Here is a 22,803-nt window from a genome sequence, read left to right on the forward strand (position 1 = left end):
TTTCGGGTAACGAACTATTATATAATATAGGAAGAGTTTTGTTTGAGAAAGAAGGGGTTCCATTTGGACACTCAAAAAAGAAATTTCTATATCATCATGTTCACCAATTTTCTAGTAGCGGGCAGCACGACCATGATCATGCCCTTTTTATCCCTTTATATCGAATCACTCGGTGATTTTTCGAGTGAATACGTCCAGCGCTGGTCGGGGTTGGTGTTCGGCATCACCTTTGTCGCTGCGCTGATTATGTCTCCTGTATGGGGACGCATTGCCGATAAATACGGCTTTAAGCCGATTCTTATCATCAACGGATTTGGTATTGCCACCAGTATTTTTCTGATGGGAACTGCCGGGTCTGTCGGCGAGCTGTTCATGATCCGCTTATTCATGGGTCTGGTCACAGGGTTCATCCCCACATCGCTCGCCTTTGTCAGCTCCCAAACTTCCAGGGAAACTGCAGGCAAGACACTCGGCACTTTACAGATGGGCAGCGTGTCAGGCACTTTGTTCGGGCCGGTGCTTGGCGGCTTGATGGCTGATGCATTCGGTTTTGAATATACGTTCTTGATTACCGCTTCGATTATCGGGATTGCCGCCTTGTTCGTAGTTTTCGGCCTGAATGAAATAAGAAAGCCGAAACGCAAAGACGCCCATGTCTATGCTCGGACTACCGTCATTCAAGGGATTTTACATCACCGGCTATTGCTCAATGTGATGATCATCACCTCGCTCATCCAGATCGGCAATTTCAGCATCCAGCCTTTATTGTCTTTATATGTAGCGGAATTAACCGAAGGCACAGCGCAAGTGGCATTCCTAGCCGGTGTCACGTTCAGCGCGACCGGCGTCGGCACTTTGCTGTTTGCGAGACTATGGGGGCGGCTCGGGGATTCGGTCGGCTACGAGAAAATTCTCGCCTTGCTCTTGTTGCTGGCATTTTTGTTCATCATCCCGCAAGCTTTCGTCACCGAGCTGTGGCAATTGATCGTGCTGCGCTTGTTCTTCGGGGTGGCAGTCGGCGGAATGATACCGACCACCGCGGCTTTGATGCGTAGGGAAGCGCCGATTGAAATCCAAGGCGAAGTGATGGGCTATAACACCAGCTTCCGCTTTCTTGGCAATATTGTCGGGCCGATGTTCGGCGGAATCATCAGCGGATTCATTGGCATCTCCTCGGTCTTCATCGTCACAGGTCTATTGTTTGTGGTCGCTTTTGCATTTCTTTGGTACACGAATAGACAGCCTGAACAGGATTTTGAGGATGTGCTGCTTGAACAAGAATTGAAGCATTCTTGAAAAACCACAGGAAAAAACTCCCGCAAAAAAGGTGAAAACCATCTTTTTGCGGGTATTTTCATGCCCTTTTTAAATTCGCAATTTTCCGACTTCCGAGTTTCTTCCTATTAGAAAATACACAAAAAAGCCACTACTCTCCCATTTGGCGCAAGGGTGTGCGGTGCAAATAAGCTGTTAATGCGGTATACTTTTTAATTAGAAACTCATCATGTATTGCATTGGAAGGAGGATTCAATTGTCTCTCGTATTTCTGATTTTCATACCGATCCTTGCAGCGCTTTTCATTCCGCTGTTATTTAAACGACTCGGTCAGATCCATACAGGCTGGTTTGTCTTGCTTGTTCCGTCAGCTCTGTTCTTATACTACGCCACTCGCCTTCCCTCTGTTATGGAAGGTGGCACTTATGTATCTGAACTTTCCTGGATCCCTTCCCTCGACATCGCCTTCGTTGCGTATCTCGATGGATTGAGCTTATTGTTTTCACTGCTGATCACCGGTATCGGCGCATTGGTTGTGCTCTACTCCATATTCTATTTGGATAAGCATCGCGAACAATTACATAATTTCTACGTTTATCTGTTGATCTTCATGAGCGCCATGCTTGGCGTCGTGCAATCGGATCATTTGATCACGCTGTACTTGTTCTGGGAGTTGACATCAATTTCGTCATTCCTATTGATCGCTTATTGGTACACGCGTGACCGCTCCCGTTTCGGGGCCTTAAAATCAATGATGATCACAGTCTTCGGCGGGTTGATGATGCTCGGCGGCTTTGTTTTGCTCAGCATCATCGGCGGTACGTATTCAATTCGTGAATTGATCGCCCAAGCGCCGGAACTTGCACAGCATGATTTCTTCATCTGGGCATTAGTTCTTGTGTTGCTCGGGGCTTTCACGAAATCCGCGCAATTCCCATTCTACATCTGGCTGCCCGATGCGATGGAAGCGCCGACACCTGTCAGTGCGTATCTCCACTCCGCAACGATGGTCAAAGCCGGGATCTATTTGGTCGCCCGCTTGACACCGGTCTTTGCACTGTCCGAAGTTTGGATGTGGCTCGTCGCCGGGGTCGGATTGTTCACTATGGTGTGGGCTTCGTTCTTTGCCTTGAAGCAAAAGGACCTGAAAGGGATTCTGGCATTTTCGACCGTCTCCCAGCTCGGCCTCATCATGTCGCTGCTCGGTGTTGCCGCAGCAGGCTATCATGTGGAAAATGCAGCTGAAACGTATCTCAAGTACGCAGCATTTGCAGCAATCTTCCATTTGATCAACCACGCCACCTTTAAAGGAAGCCTGTTCATGATCGCCGGCATCGTCGACCATGAAACCGGCACACGCGACATCCGAAAACTCGGCGGTTTGATGAGTTTGATGCCGATCAGTTTTACCGTCGCCTTAATTGGCTCCCTGTCGATGGCAGGCATGCCGCCTTTCAACGGCTTCCTCAGTAAGGAAATGTTCTTGACCGCGATGCTGTCGCTGCAGGAATTCAATTTGTTCTCGATGGATGTCTGGTGGATCCTGTTCCCGATCATCGCTTGGATCGGTTCGGTATTCACATTCATCTATAGCTTGTACTTTGTGTTCCACACATTTGCCGGCAAACACCAACCGGAGCAATTGCCGAAGCAAGCACACGAAGCACCCATCGGCATGCTCGTTTCACCGGTCTTTCTTGCGGCACTTGTCATCTTGATTTTCTTTATTCCGAACGTCATCGGCGATTGGCTCGTTAAACCCGCCGTTGCCGCAATCCAGCCGTTCCTTTACGATTCCCCACAAAGCGTGGATATCCATGTTTCGGCATGGCACGGATTCAATACTGAATTGTTCATGACGCTCGGCATTTTTGCCATCGGCGGATTGATGTTCTGGACGCTGCGCAAATGGCAGCACTTATACGACCTATACCCGGATCCAATTTCACTGAATCGGCTATACGATGAACTGATGGTGCTCAGCGAGAGCGGTGTCAGCCGCTTCTCGAAAATGTATATGACCGGGTTTATCCGAACATACCTTGTCTATATGTTCAGCTTTGTCATTTTCATCGTGTTGTTGACATTGGTCATGACCGATTCCTTCATGGTGAGTTTCGATAATTTGGCTCCAATCGGTGTATATGAGATCGTCATCTTGCTCGCGATGTTAGGCGCAACAGCGACGATTCTCTTCTCGAAGTCACGCCTGACCGCCATTATCGCACTCGGTGCTGTCGGCTATTCGATCGCTTTGCTATTCGTCATTTTCCGCGCACCTGACTTAGCATTGACTCAATTGGTCATTGAAACCATTTCTGTCGCACTGTTCTTGCTGGCGTTCTATCACTTGCCGCAAATCAGCCGCAAAGAAGAGCGCATGAATTTCCGTTTCGGAAATGCAATCGTCGCGTTCGGTGTTGGTCTTACCATGACATTGGTCGCCTTGTCGGCGCATTCACAAAAAGCGTTGCCGTCGATTTCCGAGTTCTATAAAGAAACCGTTTATACAGAAGCGGCCGGCGGCAATATCGTCAACGTTATCCTAGTCGACTATCGCGGGTTCGATACTTTATTTGAAATTGCGGTACTGGCAATTGCCGGCATCGGAATCATCTCGATGATCCGCCTGCGAATGACGAAAAAGGAGGATCAGCATGAAAACAAATGATGTGATGCTTCAGACTGCCACGAAAGTGGTGACTTTCATCATCTTGATGTTCGCTGTCCACATTTTCTTCGCCGGACACTACACTCCCGGCGGCGGATTTATCGGAGGACTTTTGACGACGACCGCTATCGTGCTGCTCATGTTGGCGTTTGATATTCCAACCGTCAAAAAGGTATTGCCGATCAATTATGTGGTGCTGACAGCTGCGGGCTTATTGATAGCCATTGCCACAGCCAGCGCTTCTATCATCTTTGATGTACCATTCTTTACGCATGCCTATGATTATTTCGATTTGCCGTTGTTCGGTGAAACATCCCTGCACTCGGCGTTATTATTTGATATAGGCGTTTATTTGGTTGTTGTAGGTGTAACGATGACCATTATTCAAACGATTGGAGAGGATGAATAATGGAAATAATTATGTCAGTTGCCATCGGCTTGATGTTTATGGCAGCTGTATACCTAATCCTGTCGAAAAGCTTGATCCGCATTATCATCGGCACGAGCCTATTGAGCCACGCCGCTCACCTATTGTTCTTGACAATGGGTGGGCTTGGCGGCATCGCGCCGCCGGTCGTAGCTGAGGGCGTCACTGTCGCCGATTATGCAGACCCGCTTCCGCAAGCCTTGATCCTGACCGCCATCGTAATCGCTTTCGCGGTCACCTCGTTTTTCCTGGTGCTCGCCTACCGCGCTTATCAGGAGCTTGGAACGGATAATATGGAGCAATTGAGAGGTACTGAAGATTATGAGTAACTTATTATTGTTCCCGATCATCATTCCCGTCATCTTTGCCACGGTACTAATGTTATTCCCGAAAAAAGTTCATCTGCAGCGATTGATTTCCATCATCGCTGCCGTTCTGACATTCATTTCTGGCTTGTTCCTGCTCGCGAAAGTCTCCGCGGACGGCGTACAGGCCGTGACGCTCGGCAGCTGGCCAGCGCCATTCGGCATCTCCATGGTGTCGGATATGCTGTCGGTCATGCTGGTGTTAAGTTCTTCGTTGATTACGCTTTTCGTCTTGCTTTTTAGCATCCCGACGATCGGCGTGCGGCGTGAGCGGTCATTTTATTATCCCGCTGTCTTGTTCTTGATGGTCGGTGTCAACGGTGCCTTCACTACAGGCGATATTTTCAACTTATTCGTTTTCGTTGAAGTGCTCCTGATGGCATCCTATGTGCTGATTGTCCATGGCGGGGAAAAAGCCCAAATGCGCGAGTCGATCAAGTATGTTCTGGTCAACATTATTTCTTCCGCGTTATTTGTAGTAGCAGTGGCTTATTTGTATTCTGTCACCGGGACATTGAATATGGCCGATCTTGCAGTCAAAATCCCGGAAATCGAAGCCGTTGGAATTTTGACGGTCATCGCTATTTTGTTCCTGGTCGTTTTCGGGTTTAAAGCGGCGATTTTCCCTCTGTATTTCTGGCTTCCGGGCTCATATTTTTCTCCTGCAGGCGCAGTGTTGGCGCTATTCGGAGCTTTGCTGACAAAAGTCGGAATCTATGCCATTATGCGCACGTATACATTGTTCTTTACAATGAATATCGGATTTACGCATGAAGTCCTGGCGATCGTTGCCATCCTGACGATTTTGGCAGGCTGCGTCGGGGCACTTGCCTATTTTGATGTCAAAAAAATTATCATTTACAATATCATCATCGCTGTAGGGGTCGTGCTGTTCGGAGTTTCCCAAATGAACGTCGCCGGCGTTGAAGGCGCGATTTTCTATTTGATCCACGATATGCTTATCAAAGCAGCATTATTCCTGCTGGTTGGCATATTGACGATTATTTACGGCACTAGCGATTTACGAAAGATGGGCGGGTTGATGAAGAGCTACCCGGTCCTTGGCTGGGTGTTCCTCATCACGGCGTTCGGCCTTGCAGGCATCCCTCCGTTGAGTGGGTTCCCTGGGAAATTACTGATCGTCCAGGGCGGCTTTGAAGGCACGCATTTCTGGGGCAGCATCATTATTTTAGCTACCAGTTTACTTGTGTTGCTCAGCGTCATGCGCATTTTCATCTATGCGTTCTGGGGGGAGCCGAAGAAGATTCTCCCAGTCGACAAAGCACGCTACAATGCCATGTTCATTCCGACTGTCATCCTTGTCGCCTTGACCATTGTGCTTGGCGTAGGTGCGGAACTCTTCATGCCGTTTATTGAAGAAGCGGCTGAAGTGCTACTGAATCCATCGCTGTATTATGATGCGGTATTAAAGGAGTAGATCGATATGTCTTTACAAATCCTATTGAATTTCTTTCTCGCGTTCGTCTGGATGTTCATGACAGTGTCATTTACTCCTTCCGGATTCGCCATCGGCTTTTTAGTCGGGCTCGGCATCATCATTTTGATGCGGCGCTTTTTCTCGAAACGCCTTTACATTTCACGCGTATGGGCTATATTTTCACTATTCCTGCTGTTTTTGCGGGAACTGTTCAAATCGAGTGTTCAAGTATTGTCCATCGTCATCCGTCCGAACATGAACATCAAGCCGGCCATTTTTGAAATGGAGACCGAGCTGAATGACGATTGGCAAGTGACTTTACTGTCCTCGCTTATCACCTTGACGCCGGGCACGCTTGTGATCGGCATATCAGACGACCAAAAACGCCTCTATATCCATGCATTGGATTTCGAAGACATCGACCAAGCCGTGTCATCTATAAAAAACACATTTGAGCGGGCGATTCTGGAGGTGAGCCGCGCATGATGACATTTTATTGGATATCGTTGTTTATCGTCAGCATTTCTTTTGCCGGGTTGTTGTTCCGCTTGGTAAAAGGCCCGACAGTCGCTGACCGTGTCGTGGCACTGGATGCGAGCGGTGTCACACTAGTCTCGATCGTGGCCCTGTTATCTTTGATTTTTGAGACGGAATTTTTCCTCGAGGTTATTCTTCTGATGAGCATCTTGTCGTTTATCGGGACAGCAGCCTTTGCGAAATTCCTGGAGAGAGGAGAGATTTTCGATCGAGACCCTCGTTGATATCCTCATAATCGTTTTGATCAGCATCGGTGTTTTGTTCAGCGCTGTCACCGCGCTTGGCTTGATCCGCTTGCCGGACGTCTACACGCGTACCCATGCAGCTTCTAAAAGTTCAACGCTCGGCGTGTTGTCTGTATTGCTCGGAACGTTCATCCATTTTTGGTTTAATGAAGGCATATTCAATACACAGATGGTAATTGCCATTGCTTTCCTCTTCATCACGCAACCGGTAGCCGGTCATTTGATCGGCCGCGCTTCTTATATGACTGGCATCAAAGTCGCAGAGGAAACCGTCCGTGACGACATGGGGCCAGCGCTTGAAAAACGCCGCGTCCATTTTGAAGACGCAATGGACAAAGCGGCTGCCAATGAAGGCACCAATCCGGAAGAAGAACTGGAAAACAAATAAAAGCAGCGGCCCAAGGGCCGCTGCTTTTTTGTATCCATTATTTACGGCTATAGCTTTCCACAAAAAGCGCCAAAGTCCGGACCATCGCACCGGTACCGCCCTGCGGCCCCAAATCATGCGCGGCATCCGCATGTGACGTACCTGCAATGTCCAAATGGATCCACGGGGTATCGCCGACAAACTCCCCAACAAATCCGCCACCAAAGATCATATGGCCATCGCGGCCCGGCGAATTGTTCAAATCGGCCACATCGCTTTTTCTGAGGCGCTTTTTATCGCTTTCAGTGAGCGGCAATTGCCAAATGAATTCATCTGTTTTCTTGGCCGCTTCTAAAAGTTTTGCATAAAATGCGCCATCGTTTGTCAATGCGCCCGTTTTGTCCTTGCCCAGAGCTACAATTACCCCTCCGGTCAATGTCGCAACATCCACTAATTCCGTCGCTCCGAGTTGCTTCGCATATGTAACGGCATCCGCAAGCACCAAGCGCCCTTCCGCATCGGTATTAAGGATTTCGATAGTCTTGCCGCTCATCGACGTAATGACATCGTCCGGCTTGAATGCCGTGCCGGATACCATATTGTCAGTCGAGGCGATGACCGCTAGGACGTTTTTGTCAGGCTTGGTCTCGCCGATGATGCGCATCGCCCCCAAGATAGCAGCTGCCCCTCCCATGTCCCCTTTCATGCCTACAATGCCGTCCTTCGGCTTTAAAGAGTATCCGCCAGTGTCGAAGGTGATCCCTTTGCCGACGAGCGCTAAGGGGTCTTCAAAGCCTTCTGTCGCTTTGTACTTCAAAACGATTAAGCGCGGTTCCTCATCAGAGCCCTGGTTGACAGCGAGCAAAGCGCCCATGCCCAGCTCTTCGATTTCACTGCGTCCTAAAATCTCGGTCTCGAAGCCGTATGCCTCTCCTAATTCTTCGGCATACTCCGCCATTGCTCTCGGCGTCAAAATATTTCCAGGCATATTGACGAGCGTCCGCGCTTCATTGACAGCTTCTGCATGGACGGTTCCGATAAATGCAGCAGTACGGATGGATTCGTCTTGCTGCTCTGTCAGGAAGCTCAACAATTCCAAACGATGGTCCATTTCGTTCGAGCCAGTTTTGTAATCAGCAAAGCGATACGCTCCCATTTGAATGCCTTCCGCCGCTAAATGGGCGACTTGCTCTCCTGCTAGCGCATCGCTTTCAAATGATGCGGAGTAAATGGCCGCATGGCGGATTTTTTCTTTTGCCAATTGTTTGCCGACTAGGCCGAACGCACGGCGCATGTCTTCTGCTGTCCATTTCTTGCGGTCCCCGATGCCGACAAACAACACGCGTGGAATGTCTCCATTTAAAGTTGGATAAATACTCAGATTTTGCGAATCAAACGACAACCCGCCTTTGAGCCATTGAGCCAAGCGCCCATCAAAGCGCTCCTCAAATTCGTTCCATCCATGAGCATTTTCAGGGTGCCGGCTTAATCCGACGATTAACACCTCTGCTTGACACGGTTCTGTTGGCTTTATCACGTTGATTTCCATTTACATCCTCCTCTTTCTCGCTTGAAAGGCCTTGATCCAGCTGACAGCCAGATGGCCGCATTAGTACGGTACGATTATATTATTGCCTAGGACTATAACTTTCCTATATGTTGCTATTTAAGTGTATCATTCCTTCGACGTCCGGAATAGATAGACGATGCGCTTGATCCACTAGGCATATGGTATACTTTCAGTACCTACTTTATGAAGAAAGGGTTGCTCACCGAATGGAACTTTTATCTAATACTCCTTTAATGATCGCCTTGTTTGCAATCCTGTTTGCCCAATTTGTTAAAATCCCAATTCAGTACGCCGTCACAAGGGAGCTGAATTGGGGGCTATTTACGTCAACGGGTGGAATGCCCAGCTCGCATTCTGCTGCCGTTACCTCCTTGACGACGGCTGTAGCTTACGAAGCCGGTATTTCTTCTACTGTGTTTGCTGTGTCTGCGCTGTTTGCTGTCATCACGATGTACGATGCGACAGGCGTCCGCTTCCAAGCAGGTCAGCAGGCCTTGACGATCAATAAAATGCGCCTTGACCTCAATTTATTCATGGAAGAGACGCGAAAATGGCCATCTAAAAAAGAAGAAGAAAAAATAGAAGAACTAAAAACCTTACTTGGACATAAGCCGAGCGAAGTGTTTATGGGGGCATTGACAGGGATCGCCATTTCGGTGATTTTCTACAGCATGATGTAAACGAAAAGCCGGGCTGCAATTTGCAGTCCGGCTTTTTTGCGTTGCGTTATGATAAGGGATCAAAACATTTGATAACCCATTTTGCGTAGGATTTTCATGACGATTCCCGAAGTGACCGCACCTAAAAATCCGGCTGTCAGCACTGCAATATCACTGCCCGTCAAGGAGCGGATCGTGTCGCCAAGCATGGAGAACGATTCTCCTGGTGCTGTAAAATAATCGAACACGCCAACATCATCAATAACGAGCAAAATGACGACAGGATAGACGACTGCCATCAGCCACGTCATGCGAAGCAACATATTAAGCAAAAATCCGATGCCGAAAAACATGACATAAAATAGCAAGATGGAAATGATTAATTGGACAATAGTAAATGAACTGTTCATGGACTCTAACCTCCGTTATTCCCTTACTCAGTTTACCCGAAAGCTCAAGCCCTTTCAATGTGAAGCATCAGTATTCATGACTTTGTCACAGACAGTTGTTTCGACAACAAAAAAAGCAGCCGAAGCAGCTGCTTTTTAAATTACTTATTTGTTTTTTCCCGATCCTGAACAGCAGGAGCACGTTTCAGAACCACCCAATCGTAATTGGAAATAACCTTGGCCCGCACAGTATGGGCAATGGTTTGCAGTTAATCTTTTCTTGAAGACTGTCATTCGAAACACCTCCTCTGTCGTTTTAAATATTCTGAATAATCCGTAATATATCACGTATCGCAATCGCTTGCAAATAAAAAATACCATTTGTATCCGTTTACAAATGGTATTTCCTCTATTTTTCTCTCTTTATCTCTTTTATACTGACTTTCTATAAATAATCTGTTAATTCAAAACTGGATATTGATCACTGTTTGCGGAAAAACAATTTATAGTAGGTATAGCCGAAAATATGCCCTGGATCGACATCTTCAATCGGCTCGAATCCTTCTTCTACGATGTATGCAGTCATTTCGTGGAGCATGACACTGGCATCCGGGTCGAGCGCCAACTCTTCAGGCGAACGCCATGCTGCATCATAGAGCTCTTGTTGTTGAGGGATAATTTTTTGCCCTAGTGTCAACGGTTTCAGCAGAAACACCGCCATATTGTCGCTGATTTTCCCTTTAATGACGCCTGATCGAAAACCGATCATCCCGAGCAGCCTGCAGTCAATTCCTGTTTCTTCTTTCACTTCCCTCAGAGCAGCTTGATCAACGGTTTCGTCCTTTTCAACAAATCCTGCAGGCAACGACCATTTGCCATGCAAACCCCCGTAGCGCTTTTTGACAACAAGCCATTGCTGCGCTTCATTCACGACTAGACCGGCTGCCCCAAGCCAAACGTCTCCCCTTTTACTTTTCGCCATCCCTAGCCCCTCCTGTCTTGCTATGTAAAAAGCCCCCCACAACGGGAGGCTCATTTTTACCAAACTTTAAGTTTTCCTTTTTTCATGACAAGACCGGCTCCGCCGATCATGTACAACGCACGGTTGTCGATCATTTTCTTCATGAACGCAGCACGTCTTCCAGTCACTTTCTTGCCGAAGACAACACCAATAGCATCTTCCTCACCAAGTGAGCAAACCGTTCCCTTCAAGTCAGGAACGAATTCTTCTGTTGTTCCTTCGCCAGCAAGCGCTTTGATGTTTTTTGCAATACGCTCACCTTGCTGCATCGCAATTTGTGCAGTCGGAGGATAAGGGCGATTGATTTCTTCGTTGATCATCAATGCACAGTCGCCGACGATGAAGACATCCGAATAGCCTGGAGCGCGCATGTCTTTTTCGACTTTCACGCGGGCACGCATGCTTTCGATCGATGTTTCTTCGATCAAACGGTTGCCGCGGACGCCAGCAGCCCAAACGACTGTGCCAGCTTTGATGAATTCGAATTCGTCTTCGCCCTTCTTCACCTTAACGCCTTCAGGAGTCGCTTCGACTACTGGCGTGCCGATAGAGAATTCGATACCTTTTGATTGGAGATACCCTACAGCATAATCCACCAATTCTGGATCGAATCCTGGCAACACCATAGGAGCTGCTTCTACACAGATGACACGGACTTTTTCTTGGGGAACGTCAAATTCCTTGCACAATTCCGGCACACGGTTCGCCAATTCTCCAAGGAACTCGATTCCTGTGAAGCCAGCGCCGCCGACAACGATCGTCAAACGGCTATCGTCTTTCACTTGCTCTGTTGACCAAGTCGCGAATTGGAATTCAATATGCTCACGGATGTAACGAGCCGCCTTCACGTTGGCGATCGACAAAGCGTATTTATCCAATCCTTCGATGCCGAAAGTTTCTCCTTCAAAGCCAAGACCGATGACAAGGTAATCATAAGTGAATTCACCGTTGTCAGTAGTGACTTTTTTATTGTCTACGTCGATTGCTTCGACTGTCGCTTGGACAAAATTCGTTTTGCCGCTGTCGATGACATCGCTGATATCGTAACGGACGTCTTCCGGAAGCATCGTACCAGCTGCCGCTTCATGCAACCATGTGCTTTCGTAATGGTATTCATTTTTATTGATGAGCGTAATATCCGCTGCATCTGTCCCAAATTCCTTCTGTAAATTCACTACAGTAGTCAAACCACCATAGCCTGCACCTAATACTAAAATTGACGGTCTTTTCAATACAATCGCAACCACCTTCAAGTCATTTTATGCACTGGGAATCGTCGAACCTTCTCCCAGTAAACACCTATCCTCTATATTAGCCCTTTTGCCATTGCTTTTCAACAGTTGAGTGCATACACGACAGAGGGACAGGATAGCAAAACATGAAAAAAACCCGCTTTTGTCACAGCGGGTTTTCGTTTTAGCAGTTTTCAGGAGTTCCAGCTTTTTTGGCGGTCCGGAAACTCGTTCCGCAGCCGCAAGAAGCGATGGCGTTCGGGTTGTCGATTGTAAACCCACCGCCCATGAGCGATTGCTTGTAATCAACAACGGTGCCTTTTAAAATTGGCGCATCTTGTTTATTGATGAGTATTTGAATGCCGTGCTGTTCATATTGCTCATCGGCATCTGTCACTTCATGTTCAAAGCCCATGCCATAGGTCAATCCACTGCAGCCTCCGCCATTAACTGCCACGCGGAGAAAAGCACCTTCTTCTTCATTATGGCGCATCATTTCCTTCACTTGGAAAGAAGCGGCTTCTGTAATTTCTACGACTTGTGTCATCTACGTTCACCCTTTCTTTACCATGGAGTTGCCCATTTATTTACGTATGGACAGAAAAAGGGACCCATGAAAGGCCCCCGGATATTAAAAGACTTGTTCCACTTCTACAATGCCGGGTACTTCTTCGACAAGTGCGCGCTCAATGCCCGCTTTTAATGTGATGGTTGAACTTGGGCAGCTGCCGCAAGCGCCGAGTAGGCGCAATTTCACGATGCCGTCCTCGATATCCACCAATTCACAGTCTCCCCCATCACGTAAAAGGAATGGACGCAATTTATCTAAGACTTCCATTACTTGATCTTCCATCATAGCTTCAGTCATTTATATCGACTCCTTTCATTACAATCATTATAATGTGAATAAGAAGAAAAAGCCAATAATGAATTTCCGGGAGGCCTTTATTTATGACGAAAAAACTAAGCATCGAAGTGTACGGAACCGAACAAATCTGCGCCAGCTGTGTTAATGCCCCATCATCGAAAGACACGTACGAGTGGCTAGAAGCTGCCATTTCACGGAAATACAAAGATCAGCCATTTTCAATAAGCTATATAGATATTGAGAAACCGCTCCAAGACGCCAAACAAAAAGATTATGCAGAGCGCATTTTAGAAGACGAGTTTTTCTATCCGCTCGTGCTCATCGAGGACGAAATCGTCGGAGAAGGTTATATCCAGTTAAAGCCGGTATACCGGGAACTCGAAAAACACGGCTTTATTGCCTCACAGTAAAACAAAAAAGCGCTCCGCGGAGCGCTTTTTTCTTTAGCCATTATGCCATTTGTACATCCATAGGACGCCCGACTTCATTAAACGTGCAATGCGCCCAGTAACGGTACGGTCTGCAAGGTAAGCAAACCCTTGCTTTTTCCCAAGCGAGCCGAGGAAACCTTTCAGCTTGATCTCAGGCATCGTTTCAGGCAACTTCTCGCCTTTCCACTTCATGCGCAGCACTTTCACGATCTGTTCGGCTTGTTCTTCAGCGAGCTGAGCGGAAGGTGCCATCGGAAGTGCGGCGCAATCCCCGACGACGTAAACATTTTCATCGTTCGGCAGTTGATGATATTGATTGATGACGACACGTCCCGTGCCATCACATTCCAGATTCAAATCACGCACCGGTTTTACGGGCTGTATGCCTGCCGTCCAGACCACTGCATCCACAGGGATCGTTTCTTCGTGGTTATGCAGCAGATTCGGCTCTACTTTGGTGATGTTCGAACTCGAAACGACATCGACATTATTATTGTCGAACCATTTCTTGACAAAATTACTGAGGCGTTCAGGGAAGTCGCGCAAAATTCTCGGGCTGCGATCAAACAACTTAATCTGCAGGTCGCTGCGGCTTTCGCGCAATTCACTTGCGAGTTCGATGCCGCTTAGCCCGGCTCCCACAACCCCTACAGTAGCTCCGGACTTCAACCCGAGTAGTGCTTCATAAGTTTTGCGTGACTTGCCGATTGTCTGGATGCTGTACGTAAACTCTTCTGCTCCCGGAACTCCGTGGTATTTGTCTTCACAACCGAGCCCGATGACCAATTCATCGTAAGCGATGCGCTGGCCATCTTCTAAAAAGATGCATTTCTCTTCCAATCCGATTTCACGTATCTCGCCGTTGACGATTTTCAGGCGCTCATGTTCCGGAAATGGAACGCGCACTTCATGGTCTGCTTCAGTCCCAGCAGCCAGTGCATAGAACTCCGTTTTCATGCTGTGAAAAGGTGTTCGATCAATTAAAATGATTTCCATGTCTTGAGGGAAATTGTTTGGCAATAAACGCAGCAAAACCCGCATATTGCCGTATCCGCCTCCAAGTAAGACTAACTTTTTCATAAAATTCTCCTTTAAGCCCGTCATTCTGCTCATGATTCCACATATGAGTATAGCTGATTGTGATAACTTTCACAATCCTTTAGAAGCAAAATCAATTAATTGACGATTGCCTTAAAACACGGTAGGATTTTCTAGTAGTGAGGTGAGCTGGAATGAATCCGATTATTGAATTTTGTATGAGCAACTTAGCCAATGGGTCAGAAGAAGCTTTTGCAAAATTAGAGCAAGATCCGAACTTGGATGTGCTCGAATATGGTTGCTTAAGTTATTGTAGCCAGTGTGCCGAATCCCTTTTTGCACTTGTCAACGGTGAAATTGTGGAGGCCGACACGCCTGAAGAGCTAACCAAGAAAGTCTACAAGTTTATTGAAGAAAATCCGTTATTTTAAGCCGCCATTTGGACGGCTTTTTTTAATGGTCCCAAAATGACAAATTCTCGAGGACGAAACTTGGCGGCGGGTCTTTTTGAAGTACCGCATCCATCGGTGTAACGCCGGTGTTGACGTGGACTGTGTCAATGCCGAACCGAATGCCCGCTTGGATATCGGTGTCGTAATTGTCCCCGATCATGACCATATCTTCTTTACGGAAGCCATATTCGTGGTGGATTGCTTCAAGCATATGAATTTCAGGTTTGCCGATAAAGACCGGATCGATGTCCGTTGCTTGTGCCACCAATGCTGTAAATGCCCCGTTTCCTGGAAACAAGCCACGCTCTGTCGGAAAAGCCAAATCTCCATTAGTCGACAAAAACACCGCTCCACGCTGAACTTCCAGGCAGGCATTCGCCAATTTATCATAAGTGACTTGTGGATCGAGACCCATCAATACGATATCTGCCTGCTTCTCAACCCGCTTGATGCCATGATCATCCAATGCTTCTTCCAAGCCTTTCGAACCGACAAGAAAAACCGTCCGTTCCGGATACCAGCGGCGTATGTATTTAGCAGCCGCGACTGCAGAAGACATGATGCGGGATCTGTCCGCATGCACGCCAGCTTTTTCCAGCTTGTCATGCAGTTGATCCACGGTCATCGATGCATTGTTCGTAATATAGAATGGTTCGATGCCGCTTTGCTGCAGCGTGTCAACAAATTGTGCAGCATGTTCAACACGCTCACTGCCTCGGTAAACCGTGCCATCTAAATCTAGGCAATAAGCTTTATAAGGTTTAGCTTTGGCCATTGTCATTCTCCGGAATAAATGCCGATACAGGGCCTAATTCATGCTCTAAATAATGGCTTACTTTCGGGCCGAACAGTTTTAAGGAATCGATGTGGGTATCCATGATCCGCAAGATTTCATTGTGATCTACCGCAATAAAATCGCGCACGAGCATTTTGCGCAGCCCCACCACTTCTTTTAAGGGCTGATCCATTTCCGGAGAAATGACTTTTTCGTCTACGAGAATGTCGATGATGTCCTCATAGCTGCCCGGATCCCTCATAATGAACCCGTCAATCATTGAATTTCCGACATCGATGACCGCTTCGATCGCACCAAGCGACAGCCGTTCAAGCGCCAGTTGATCCTTCAATGAATCCCAGTTGTTATTTTCCTCATATAAGGCAAGCAACGCATCCATGTACACGATAGCTTTTTTGATTTTTCCACGGTCGATAAAATACATATTGAGTCCCTCCATTTTGCTGTTGCAGCGAATCTCTTTTCTTCTATATCATATCATATGCACATAAAAAAACCCCCGGCAGGTCAATCTGCCTCAGGGGTTTCCACTTGTTGCGGCTCTGATTTAAACGGTTGTTCTTCCGCTTGTTCCGTCGCTTCTGCTTCTGGTGCCCGGCCGGCTTTTTTCAAAATGAAATAAGAACAGCCGAAATTACAGTACTCATACAAATAATCCTGCAAAGTGCTGATTTTGGTATCATAGCTCGCCTTGCTGTTGCTGTCTTCAAAAAAACCTTTTAAGCGAAGCTGGCCATAACCCCAATCACCTAGAATATAATCATATTTGGCAAGAATATCGCTATATCGGTTTTGGAACGCTTCTTCTTGAAAACCTTCGCGATGATCCTTGACCACCTCGTAGTTCCATTTTTCTATCGTGATCAATATCCTCACCATCCATACCTATTTATGACCTCAACACAGGCAATTGCCGTGTATTTCCATTTTCGCCAGAGCATATTCTTTCAAACTTATCCTACTCCAAATGTATCACAACGGCCCCCACTGAACAAGCAGCGCTGCGTTTAGGCAGTTAATAAAAGAAATCTCCGGCTGCGTCGGCAGCCGGAGATGATAGACCCTTATCCTAGATCTTGAGATTTATTTGCTTTGCTTGATCTGACAGCGTTAAAGATGCTTGCCGCCAATCCGCCCCATAGGAGGAGCATCCCGATAATCATAACGACAATCGCACTAACTGACATGTCGATCCCTCCCTATTCTTTTTCTTTTATTGGACGTGCAGGAGCTTCAGGATGCTCGGAATGTTCATCGTAGAAGCGGTAGTTCTTATGCCATTTGCCGAGTGAGAACAAGATTCCGAAGAGTAGAGCTCCCGCTGCGACAGCAACGCCGCCTGTCAATGTGAACATATTGGAGTAGCCTTCATAGTTTCCTGTTTCTGTATCAAATTGCTGGAAGATGTTCAAGCGCAGCAATCCGAACATCATGTATCCGAGAACGACCGGCGTAATGATGCCGAGGCTGAATTTCCACCAGCCGCCGAGAGGAATATCGGAAATCGCATTGGCATGCGACTTCAAATCATCCGCTTTGCGCAAGATCCAGACAACCATGATGACTTCTACAAGACCAACAGCTGCGACACCGAATTGGTTGATGTAGTAATCGGCGATATCCAAGAAGAACAGACCGCCTTGTGTAGCAAAGAGAACCGAAATCAATGCAGCAAGCCCGCCGCCGAACGCTACGGCTTTGCGTCTTGAAATTCCGAATTTCTCAGTGAATCCTGCCACATAGGTTTCAGTGATCGACATGAGGGAGGTTAATCCCGCAAGTGTCAGCGACAAGAAGAACAAGAAGCCAAAGAGGCCATTCATTCCCGGGAATTCATTGATGATTGCCGGGAATACGACGAACGCGAGCCCGACACCTGCAGAAGCGACATCCGCTACAGCGACATTTGATTGTGTCGCCATGAAACCGAGGATTGCGAATACCCCGATACCAGCCAACAACTCGAAACTCGAGTTCGCAAAACCGGTAATGAACGCGTTATTTGTAATATCCGATTTTTTCGGCAGATAACTGGAGTACGTTATCATGATCGCAAAGGCGACAGATAAACTGAAGAATATGTGGCCATATGCTGCAACCCAAACGGTTGGATCCATTATGGCGTCAAAATTCGGCCTGAAGAATGCATCCAGCCCCAACATAGCACCGTCAAGTGTCACTGCGCGGATGACGATGATGATGAAAATGACCACCAGTGTCGGAATGAAGATACGGTTGGCCATTTCAATGCCGCGTTTTACGCCGGCTAACAGAATGCCTAATGTAATGGCCCAGACGATAACTAGCGGTATAAAGATGCCCCAGACGATTCCCCCGGTCTCACCTGGCGACACAGTAAGCTGGAGAAAATCATTGAACAGGAACGCTTCCGTGTCCTCTCCCCATGCCTGATTGAACGAGAACAATGTATAACGCATCGCCCAAGCGATGATGACTGCGTAATACACCGATATGACGAACGACACAAACATCGCCCACCATCCGAGCCATTCAGCTTTCTTGCCGCTCATTCTAAAGAATGAAAGTGGTGCGGATCCGCGATAACGATGGCCGATCGTGAACTCCAATATAAGAATTGGAATACCGGCTGTTAAAAGAGCGAACAAATATGGAATAAAAAATGCGCCCCCACCATTTTCGTATGCTACGTACGGGAATCGCCAAATATTCCCTAACCCTACTGCCGAGCCGACAGCAGCCATAATAAAACCGGCTCGTGTCCCCCATGAAGAACGTTCCATCTCTCTTCCCCCTTTGTGGTAAACTTCCAATTTTTTAACAGAAAAATAGGAAGTTTGTTTATATTCAGATTATTGTGGAATCTAAATTTAGTATAACGAGCACATCCTTCAAAGTAAAGATAATTTCTATAAATTTTTCAAAAAAACTATTATGACAATAATAAAAAGGCGAAGATGTAGCATCTCCGCCTTCAAGAACTTAGTTTTGAGTGTGTTTTTCCATTAAAGTTGTACGTCTTGACCAGAAAACGAATAGTATTGCGAGTACAATAGCCACCGCTCCAAGTGCTAATGGCAACGAGCCGCTAAAGCCTATGACGATATACCCTATAGAGGCCACAGCTGCTGAAGTCAGTGCATACGGCAATTGTGTGATAACGTGATCCAAATGGTTGCTGCCAGCGCCAGTTGACGAAAGAATCGTCGTATCGGAAATCGGCGAGCAATGATCTCCAAATACAGCCCCTGCCAATACGGCGGATAATGAAGGCAACAATAATTCAGGCTCTGCCTGGATCATGATCGTCCCGGCAATCGGGAGCAAGATCCCGAAAGATCCCCACGAAGTACCGGTGGAAAATGCCATGACGCCAGCGAGCAAGAACAACAATACCGGCAAAATGCTTGTTGGAACATTGCCCTGTGCTACAGCATCCGCCAAGTAAGTACCCGTCTCAAGCGCGCCAATCAAATAAGTTAACGCCCAAGCGAAGATAAGAATAAAAACAGCACCTGACATGGATTTGATTCCAGCCCAGATCCCTCTAGCAATCCAATGTGCTTCTGCTGCTTCATTGCGCTTGATTTGCAGCGCATATAAAATGATGGCTGCAAGTGCACCGATGAGACCACCTGTTAGAAGCGCTAAAGGTACATCGGTATTTTCGAAAATCAACCAGATGTCGAATACTTCGCCGGAATTGAGATAGCCGGTCCAGATCATCGCTGAAACCGTTCCGACAATCAATAATACAATCGGCAATACGAGATCGCGGACTCTGCCATGAGAATGACTCGGGAAATCTTCCTTCATCTCGCCTGGAATGACTTTGTCCGGATCGAACAAACGTCCTTCTGTTATGGCCAAATGTTCGTGCTTTTTCATTTCCCCGAAGTCTACATCTCGAATAGCGACGAAGAAGACGATTGCAAGTGCCGCGATAACATAAAAGTTCATCGGGGCCATCCACAGGAATGCTTCTAAAGCTGAGTAGTCCAGGAATGTCTGGCCTGCAAGAATGGTGCCGATAATGCCGATGATCGCAGCTCCCCAACTCGATACTGGAGAAACAACACAAATTGGTGCGGCCGTGGAATCGATGAAATACGCAAGTTTCGCGCGCGACACTTTGTAGCGGTCTGTAATCGGACGCGCTACTTGCCCAACAGCTAATGCGTTGAAATAATCGTCGATGAAAATGAGGATGCCGAGGAATACCGTGACCAGTTTAGCCCCGCGGCGTGTTTTAACACGAGCAGATGCCCAATCCGCAAATGCGTGGCTTCCTCCGGATAAGCTGACAAAAGCCGTAATGACGCCGAGCAGCAACAAAAACAAAATGATAAAGACATTATAGGCATTAAAGCCGCCGTCCCAAAAAATGACAGCAAACGAGGTGGCCAGTTCTGTTAACGCTTCCACTGGTGCAAAAGAAGTCAACAGAAATGCAGCGGCCACGATGCCGACGCCGAGTGACAATAGCACGCGCCTCGTCAAAAGCACCATGGCAATGGCGATAATCGGCGGCAGTACCGAAAAGATTGTGTTTTCCATAATTAGATTTCCTCCTATTCATTGTGATGGCGTAGGACTCCACGAAAAAAAGCCGTTTCATCCAATGGATAAAACGGCTTTCTACAATTCGTCTGTGTGCTCAAGCATCAAACAACCCTGTAGCTCTTCATGTGCACTTGTGCAACATGACAGTGGCATTCCTTTTTGAAATGCCCCCAATCGCCGCTTCTTGACCCGGAAGCGGGAATTTCGGCAAGCTTCCCTTTCGAATGCGGTCAACGCGGTCAAACTCGCACATTCTACTGATGAAGGCTGCAGCCTCTACCCATCGATATCTAATTCATCAAAAGCATATCCCAAACAAGGCCGAAAATCAACTAACAGTCGATTCCGAATGTTTCTTCTATTTATGTGCTTTCATCCGTAAATAGTCTCCGAACACATCACGTAAAAATTCAGGCATGAAATACGTTTTCGGAGCACGCTTGAGCGCTGGAAAAAAATAACCGAATGTGAAAAGGTCCAGTGTGGCTAAGCGGTAAATATGTTCCGGATCTGCCTTCTTGCCACCCACCATCAATTGATGGCCATGCAGTTCCATGCCGCTGTGGATCATGCGCCCAAACACCGTCCCTCGAAATCCCATGCCCTTAAGTTCGAGTTGCGGCCAGTCCTCGTTCAATGATTGCAAATAGATTTCTTTCAGCTCTGCGCCGCTCAATTGAATGACGCACGGGTTGATCGGATGCGGCAGCATGCGGTGGAAGTCATAGCGTGTCATCTCGCCCCGCGACATATCTTCCATAAAAATTCCTGCGTTGAAAAGACTGCAATCAGCTGCAGTAAACTCGATCAATGCAGACCCGAACAACTCTGCCATAGGCGAAGCTTTGAACCATTCGGCTTTCAAATGCTCTTCGTTGTAAAAGACCGTCTCGGCTAATTGCTGCTTGCCGATGCTGATCAATTGTTCATTGAACCCTTCATCGACTTCCGGCAATCGATCGGTCTCGATCACTTCAGCTGACATTTTGCCGGTTGCACCATCGATTTCAATATGGCCGACATAAAAACCGAACTTCCCGGCAGCACCAAGCAATGTGCCTTCAATATCTTTTCCTTGATGAAACAGATGGTGTGTATGCGCACCTAAGATAATATCCACTTCAGGGCATTCAGCGGCCAATAGTTCATCTTCTTTAATGCCAAGATGCGACAAACAAATGATGTAATCGACTGCCTGCCGGATTTTTTTTGCTTCCCGCCTGATTGCTTCCCTGCCGTTTGTCACGTTCCAGCCAAGACGGCGGTAAAAAGGCGTGAATTCGGCAGTTGCTGCGATCAACCCGATTTTGAGGCCTTGTTTCGTTTCGATAATATGGCTTGGTATCGCCCATTCCGGCTGGTTTCCATCGAGATCTACCAAATTGGCGACGACGACAGAAAAATCGGCTTGCACGTATAGTTCATCCAACTCTTTTTTCGACAATGTAATGCCTTCGTTATTGCCGATCGTCACCGCATCGTAGCCCGCTTCATTGAGCAATTGGACATTTCCTTTGCCTGCTGTTCCTTCAGTGAATGGATGAGAGCGGTCAGCGTGATCCCCGACATCGAGCACCAAGCAAGCATCGCCGGCCTCTTCATGCCAACGCCTGCGCTCAGTCAGCAGCGCTTTGATGCGCGGCCAGTGTTCAAAATGGCTGTGTAAATCGTTCGTATGATAAATATGAATGGTTTCGCTCATGTACAACACCTCTTATGAACTGAAAATTCCTTCGTAAATCGAGCGAAGCCCGAATAACAATAATGCAATGCGCAATAATAAGACCAATGTCTCGGATTTGATGCTTTGATTAAGCTTTGCGCCGATTTTCGCACCGATATAGGCGCCCGGAACAACCGCAAGCGTAAAGATCCACGGTACATTGCCTAGGGAAATATGGGTGACTGAATTCACAATCGCCGATAAAAAGACCATGAGCATGGATGTGCCGACCGCCACATGCGGCGGGAACAAAAACAATAAAATCATCGCCGGCACAAGAATCGCACCGCCGCCGATGCCAAACAGCCCTGAAGCGAAACCGACAATGAAAGTCAAACCGAGCGCAAACCAAAGCGGGTATCCGTAAACATAGCGCTTATCTGTTTTGCGGTCGTGAAAAACACGTTTTTTGCCCCGTTCGACAAACCAACTGACCGAATTCAACCGGTCCCTCAATAGCAAAAGCAAGGATAGAAACACCAGTAATAAGCCGAAATATAATTGAAACGATGGGACATCAAGATTGCGGTTCACCAGTGCGCCGATCACCGTTCCTGGCGCGCTGCCGAGAAAAAAGATAAAGCCACTTCGATAATCAACGGTGCCCATCTTCATATAGGCAAGCGTTGATGATAAACCGGTAAAGATCATCATGATGACGGACAGGCCGACAATTTCCTGTGGGGACAAACCCGGAAAAAAACTGATGGCCGAACCTAAAAATAAGAGTGCGGGAACTAAAATGACCCCTCCCCCG

At 47.4% G+C, this 22,803-nt stretch carries 27 protein-coding genes and 1 riboswitch; of the genes, 11 read left to right on the forward strand and 16 right to left on the reverse strand.

Annotation, left to right across the window (positions count from 1 at the left end; genetic code table 11):
- Positions 1-63 precede the first annotated feature (63 nt).
- The 8 genes from ACFO5U_RS13535 to mnhG all read left to right on the forward strand — a co-directional run bounded on the left by ACFO5U_RS13535 (position 64) and on the right by mnhG (position 7,346).
- Complete coding sequence (locus tag ACFO5U_RS13535; RefSeq protein ID WP_377279630.1) at positions 64-1,296, forward strand: MFS transporter; 1,233 nt, start codon at positions 64-66, stop codon at positions 1,294-1,296.
- Positions 1,297-1,531: 235 nt separating this feature from the next.
- On the forward strand, positions 1,532-3,946 hold the full coding sequence (locus tag ACFO5U_RS13540) for a Na+/H+ antiporter subunit A (RefSeq protein WP_377279631.1): 2,415 nt from the start codon (positions 1,532-1,534) through the stop codon (positions 3,944-3,946).
- Complete coding sequence (locus ACFO5U_RS13545) at positions 3,933-4,355, forward strand: Na(+)/H(+) antiporter subunit B (protein ID WP_377279632.1); 423 nt, start codon at positions 3,933-3,935, stop codon at positions 4,353-4,355. The genes ACFO5U_RS13540 and ACFO5U_RS13545 overlap by 14 nt, the downstream gene beginning before the upstream one ends.
- The gene (locus ACFO5U_RS13550) at positions 4,355-4,702 is read left to right on the forward strand and encodes a Na(+)/H(+) antiporter subunit C (protein WP_377279633.1); all 348 of its coding nucleotides are present in this window, start codon (positions 4,355-4,357) and stop codon (positions 4,700-4,702) included. Before ACFO5U_RS13545 ends, ACFO5U_RS13550 begins: the two co-directional genes overlap by 1 nt.
- A complete protein-coding gene (locus ACFO5U_RS13555) occupies positions 4,695-6,176 on the forward strand; it encodes a Na+/H+ antiporter subunit D (RefSeq protein ID WP_377279634.1) in 1,482 nt (493 codons plus the stop codon). The genes ACFO5U_RS13550 and ACFO5U_RS13555 overlap by 8 nt, the downstream gene beginning before the upstream one ends.
- 6 nt (positions 6,177-6,182) lie before the next feature.
- Positions 6,183-6,662, forward strand: a complete 480-nt coding sequence (locus ACFO5U_RS13560; protein ID WP_377279635.1) for a Na+/H+ antiporter subunit E — start codon at positions 6,183-6,185, stop codon at positions 6,660-6,662.
- Positions 6,659-6,937, forward strand: coding sequence for a Na(+)/H(+) antiporter subunit F1 (locus tag ACFO5U_RS13565; RefSeq protein ID WP_377279636.1), 279 nt, complete (start codon positions 6,659-6,661; stop codon positions 6,935-6,937). Before ACFO5U_RS13560 ends, ACFO5U_RS13565 begins: the two co-directional genes overlap by 4 nt.
- A complete protein-coding gene (mnhG, locus tag ACFO5U_RS13570; protein ID WP_377279637.1) occupies positions 6,888-7,346 on the forward strand; it encodes a monovalent cation/H(+) antiporter subunit G in 459 nt (152 codons plus the stop codon). The genes ACFO5U_RS13565 and mnhG overlap by 50 nt, the downstream gene beginning before the upstream one ends.
- A gap of 37 nt (positions 7,347-7,383) precedes the next feature.
- Here mnhG and ACFO5U_RS13575 read toward each other — a convergent pair whose 3' ends face one another.
- Positions 7,384-8,874: a leucyl aminopeptidase gene (locus ACFO5U_RS13575; protein WP_377279638.1), complete on the reverse strand. Its 1,491-nt coding sequence runs from the start codon at positions 8,872-8,874 to the stop codon at positions 7,384-7,386.
- A 227-nt stretch (positions 8,875-9,101) separates the two neighbouring features.
- Between ACFO5U_RS13575 and ACFO5U_RS13580 the strand changes: the two genes are divergently transcribed.
- The gene (locus ACFO5U_RS13580; protein WP_377279639.1) at positions 9,102-9,575 is read left to right on the forward strand and encodes a divergent PAP2 family protein; all 474 of its coding nucleotides are present in this window, start codon (positions 9,102-9,104) and stop codon (positions 9,573-9,575) included.
- Between the two features lie 59 nt (positions 9,576-9,634).
- Here ACFO5U_RS13580 and ACFO5U_RS13585 read toward each other — a convergent pair whose 3' ends face one another.
- The 6 genes from ACFO5U_RS13585 to ACFO5U_RS13610 form a co-directional block, all read right to left on the reverse strand.
- Positions 9,635-9,964, reverse strand: coding sequence for a YuiB family protein (locus ACFO5U_RS13585; RefSeq protein WP_377279640.1), 330 nt, complete (start codon positions 9,962-9,964; stop codon positions 9,635-9,637).
- Between the two features lie 144 nt (positions 9,965-10,108).
- Positions 10,109-10,237 (reverse strand): YuiA family protein, encoded by a 129-nt coding sequence (locus ACFO5U_RS13590; RefSeq protein WP_377279641.1) that lies wholly within the window; start codon positions 10,235-10,237, stop codon positions 10,109-10,111.
- A 187-nt stretch (positions 10,238-10,424) separates the two neighbouring features.
- Complete coding sequence (locus tag ACFO5U_RS13595; protein WP_377279642.1) at positions 10,425-10,925, reverse strand: NUDIX domain-containing protein; 501 nt, start codon at positions 10,923-10,925, stop codon at positions 10,425-10,427.
- A 56-nt stretch (positions 10,926-10,981) separates the two neighbouring features.
- The gene (locus tag ACFO5U_RS13600; RefSeq protein WP_377279643.1) at positions 10,982-12,196 is read right to left on the reverse strand and encodes an NAD(P)/FAD-dependent oxidoreductase; all 1,215 of its coding nucleotides are present in this window, start codon (positions 12,194-12,196) and stop codon (positions 10,982-10,984) included.
- A 184-nt stretch (positions 12,197-12,380) separates the two neighbouring features.
- Positions 12,381-12,743: a HesB/IscA family protein gene (locus tag ACFO5U_RS13605; RefSeq protein WP_377279644.1), complete on the reverse strand. Its 363-nt coding sequence runs from the start codon at positions 12,741-12,743 to the stop codon at positions 12,381-12,383.
- An 84-nt stretch (positions 12,744-12,827) separates the two neighbouring features.
- On the reverse strand, positions 12,828-13,064 hold the full coding sequence (locus ACFO5U_RS13610) for a NifU family protein (protein ID WP_215108377.1): 237 nt from the start codon (positions 13,062-13,064) through the stop codon (positions 12,828-12,830).
- A gap of 83 nt (positions 13,065-13,147) precedes the next feature.
- Here ACFO5U_RS13610 and ACFO5U_RS13615 point away from each other — a divergent pair, with 83 nt between their 5' ends.
- Positions 13,148-13,474, forward strand: coding sequence for a YuzD family protein (locus ACFO5U_RS13615; RefSeq protein WP_377279645.1), 327 nt, complete (start codon positions 13,148-13,150; stop codon positions 13,472-13,474).
- A gap of 33 nt (positions 13,475-13,507) precedes the next feature.
- On the opposite strand, the gene ACFO5U_RS13620 is transcribed toward ACFO5U_RS13615, so the two are convergent.
- Positions 13,508-14,575, reverse strand: a complete 1,068-nt coding sequence (locus tag ACFO5U_RS13620) for an NAD(P)/FAD-dependent oxidoreductase (RefSeq protein ID WP_377279646.1) — start codon at positions 14,573-14,575, stop codon at positions 13,508-13,510.
- A 152-nt stretch (positions 14,576-14,727) separates the two neighbouring features.
- Between ACFO5U_RS13620 and ACFO5U_RS13625 the strand changes: the two genes are divergently transcribed.
- A complete protein-coding gene (locus ACFO5U_RS13625; protein ID WP_377279647.1) occupies positions 14,728-14,964 on the forward strand; it encodes a YuzB family protein in 237 nt (78 codons plus the stop codon).
- Between the two features lie 22 nt (positions 14,965-14,986).
- Here ACFO5U_RS13625 and ACFO5U_RS13630 read toward each other — a convergent pair whose 3' ends face one another.
- The 8 genes from ACFO5U_RS13630 to ACFO5U_RS13665 all read right to left on the reverse strand — a co-directional run.
- Positions 14,987-15,760 carry a TIGR01457 family HAD-type hydrolase gene (locus ACFO5U_RS13630; RefSeq protein ID WP_377279648.1) on the reverse strand — a complete coding sequence of 258 codons (774 nt, stop codon included), beginning with the start codon at positions 15,758-15,760 and terminating at the stop codon, positions 14,987-14,989.
- Positions 15,747-16,205: a type VII toxin-antitoxin system HepT family RNase toxin gene (hepT, locus tag ACFO5U_RS13635; protein WP_377279649.1), complete on the reverse strand. Its 459-nt coding sequence runs from the start codon at positions 16,203-16,205 to the stop codon at positions 15,747-15,749. The genes ACFO5U_RS13630 and hepT overlap by 14 nt, the downstream gene beginning before the upstream one ends.
- Positions 16,206-16,288: 83 nt before the next feature.
- Complete coding sequence (locus tag ACFO5U_RS13640; protein ID WP_377279650.1) at positions 16,289-16,648, reverse strand: YutD family protein; 360 nt, start codon at positions 16,646-16,648, stop codon at positions 16,289-16,291.
- Between the two features lie 197 nt (positions 16,649-16,845).
- Positions 16,846-16,968, reverse strand: coding sequence for a MetS family NSS transporter small subunit (locus ACFO5U_RS13645; RefSeq protein WP_377279651.1), 123 nt, complete (start codon positions 16,966-16,968; stop codon positions 16,846-16,848).
- A gap of 12 nt (positions 16,969-16,980) precedes the next feature.
- Positions 16,981-18,543 (reverse strand): sodium-dependent transporter, encoded by a 1,563-nt coding sequence (locus tag ACFO5U_RS13650; protein ID WP_377279652.1) that lies wholly within the window; start codon positions 18,541-18,543, stop codon positions 16,981-16,983.
- A gap of 199 nt (positions 18,544-18,742) precedes the next feature.
- Positions 18,743-20,317: a Na+/H+ antiporter NhaC family protein gene (locus ACFO5U_RS13655; protein ID WP_377279653.1), complete on the reverse strand. Its 1,575-nt coding sequence runs from the start codon at positions 20,315-20,317 to the stop codon at positions 18,743-18,745.
- 112 nt (positions 20,318-20,429) lie between these two features.
- A riboswitch (Lysine riboswitch) is annotated at positions 20,430-20,610 on the reverse strand.
- Positions 20,611-20,681: 71 nt separating this feature from the next.
- Positions 20,682-22,025: a bifunctional metallophosphatase/5'-nucleotidase gene (locus ACFO5U_RS13660; RefSeq protein WP_377279654.1), complete on the reverse strand. Its 1,344-nt coding sequence runs from the start codon at positions 22,023-22,025 to the stop codon at positions 20,682-20,684.
- Positions 22,026-22,037: 12 nt separating this feature from the next.
- Positions 22,038-22,803, reverse strand: a 766-nt coding sequence (locus tag ACFO5U_RS13665; RefSeq protein ID WP_377279655.1) for a sulfite exporter TauE/SafE family protein, incomplete at its 5' end; no start/stop codon positions are given.

It is taken from the genome of Planococcus dechangensis (assembly GCF_042654465.1).
Classification (GTDB): Bacteria; Bacillota; Bacilli; order Bacillales_A; family Planococcaceae; genus Planococcus; species Planococcus dechangensis.

Excerpts from the sequence above, each read along its gene's own strand:
- ACFO5U_RS13575 (WP_377279638.1), bottom strand. The coding sequence starts at position 8,874 with ATGGAAATCAACGTGATAAAGCCAACAGAACCGTGTCAAGCAGAGGTG.
- ACFO5U_RS13645 (WP_377279651.1), bottom strand. The coding sequence starts at position 16,968 with ATGTCAGTTAGTGCGATTGTCGTTATGATTATCGGGATGCTCCTCCTA.
- ACFO5U_RS13605 (WP_377279644.1), bottom strand. The coding sequence starts at position 12,743 with ATGACACAAGTCGTAGAAATTACAGAAGCCGCTTCTTTCCAAGTGAAG.
- hepT (WP_377279649.1), bottom strand. The coding sequence starts at position 16,205 with ATGTATTTTATCGACCGTGGAAAAATCAAAAAAGCTATCGTGTACATG.
- ACFO5U_RS13550 (WP_377279633.1), top strand. The coding sequence starts at position 4,355 with ATGGAAATAATTATGTCAGTTGCCATCGGCTTGATGTTTATGGCAGCT.
- ACFO5U_RS13565 (WP_377279636.1), top strand. The coding sequence starts at position 6,659 with ATGATGACATTTTATTGGATATCGTTGTTTATCGTCAGCATTTCTTTT.
- ACFO5U_RS13595 (WP_377279642.1), bottom strand. The coding sequence starts at position 10,925 with ATGGCGAAAAGTAAAAGGGGAGACGTTTGGCTTGGGGCAGCCGGTCTA.
- ACFO5U_RS13625 (WP_377279647.1), top strand. The coding sequence starts at position 14,728 with ATGAATCCGATTATTGAATTTTGTATGAGCAACTTAGCCAATGGGTCA.
- ACFO5U_RS13650 (WP_377279652.1), bottom strand. The coding sequence starts at position 18,543 with ATGGAACGTTCTTCATGGGGGACACGAGCCGGTTTTATTATGGCTGCT.
- ACFO5U_RS13610 (WP_215108377.1), bottom strand. The coding sequence starts at position 13,064 with ATGACTGAAGCTATGATGGAAGATCAAGTAATGGAAGTCTTAGATAAA.
- ACFO5U_RS13555 (WP_377279634.1), top strand. The coding sequence starts at position 4,695 with ATGAGTAACTTATTATTGTTCCCGATCATCATTCCCGTCATCTTTGCC.
- ACFO5U_RS13630 (WP_377279648.1), bottom strand. The coding sequence starts at position 15,760 with ATGGCCAAAGCTAAACCTTATAAAGCTTATTGCCTAGATTTAGATGGC.
- ACFO5U_RS13545 (WP_377279632.1), top strand. The coding sequence starts at position 3,933 with ATGAAAACAAATGATGTGATGCTTCAGACTGCCACGAAAGTGGTGACT.
- ACFO5U_RS13620 (WP_377279646.1), bottom strand. The coding sequence starts at position 14,575 with ATGAAAAAGTTAGTCTTACTTGGAGGCGGATACGGCAATATGCGGGTT.
- ACFO5U_RS13655 (WP_377279653.1), bottom strand. The coding sequence starts at position 20,317 with ATGGAAAACACAATCTTTTCGGTACTGCCGCCGATTATCGCCATTGCC.
- ACFO5U_RS13580 (WP_377279639.1), top strand. The coding sequence starts at position 9,102 with ATGGAACTTTTATCTAATACTCCTTTAATGATCGCCTTGTTTGCAATC.
- ACFO5U_RS13560 (WP_377279635.1), top strand. The coding sequence starts at position 6,183 with ATGTCTTTACAAATCCTATTGAATTTCTTTCTCGCGTTCGTCTGGATG.
- ACFO5U_RS13660 (WP_377279654.1), bottom strand. The coding sequence starts at position 22,025 with ATGAGCGAAACCATTCATATTTATCATACGAACGATTTACACAGCCAT.
- ACFO5U_RS13590 (WP_377279641.1), bottom strand. The coding sequence starts at position 10,237 with ATGACAGTCTTCAAGAAAAGATTAACTGCAAACCATTGCCCATACTGT.
- ACFO5U_RS13615 (WP_377279645.1), top strand. The coding sequence starts at position 13,148 with ATGACGAAAAAACTAAGCATCGAAGTGTACGGAACCGAACAAATCTGC.
- ACFO5U_RS13585 (WP_377279640.1), bottom strand. The coding sequence starts at position 9,964 with ATGAACAGTTCATTTACTATTGTCCAATTAATCATTTCCATCTTGCTA.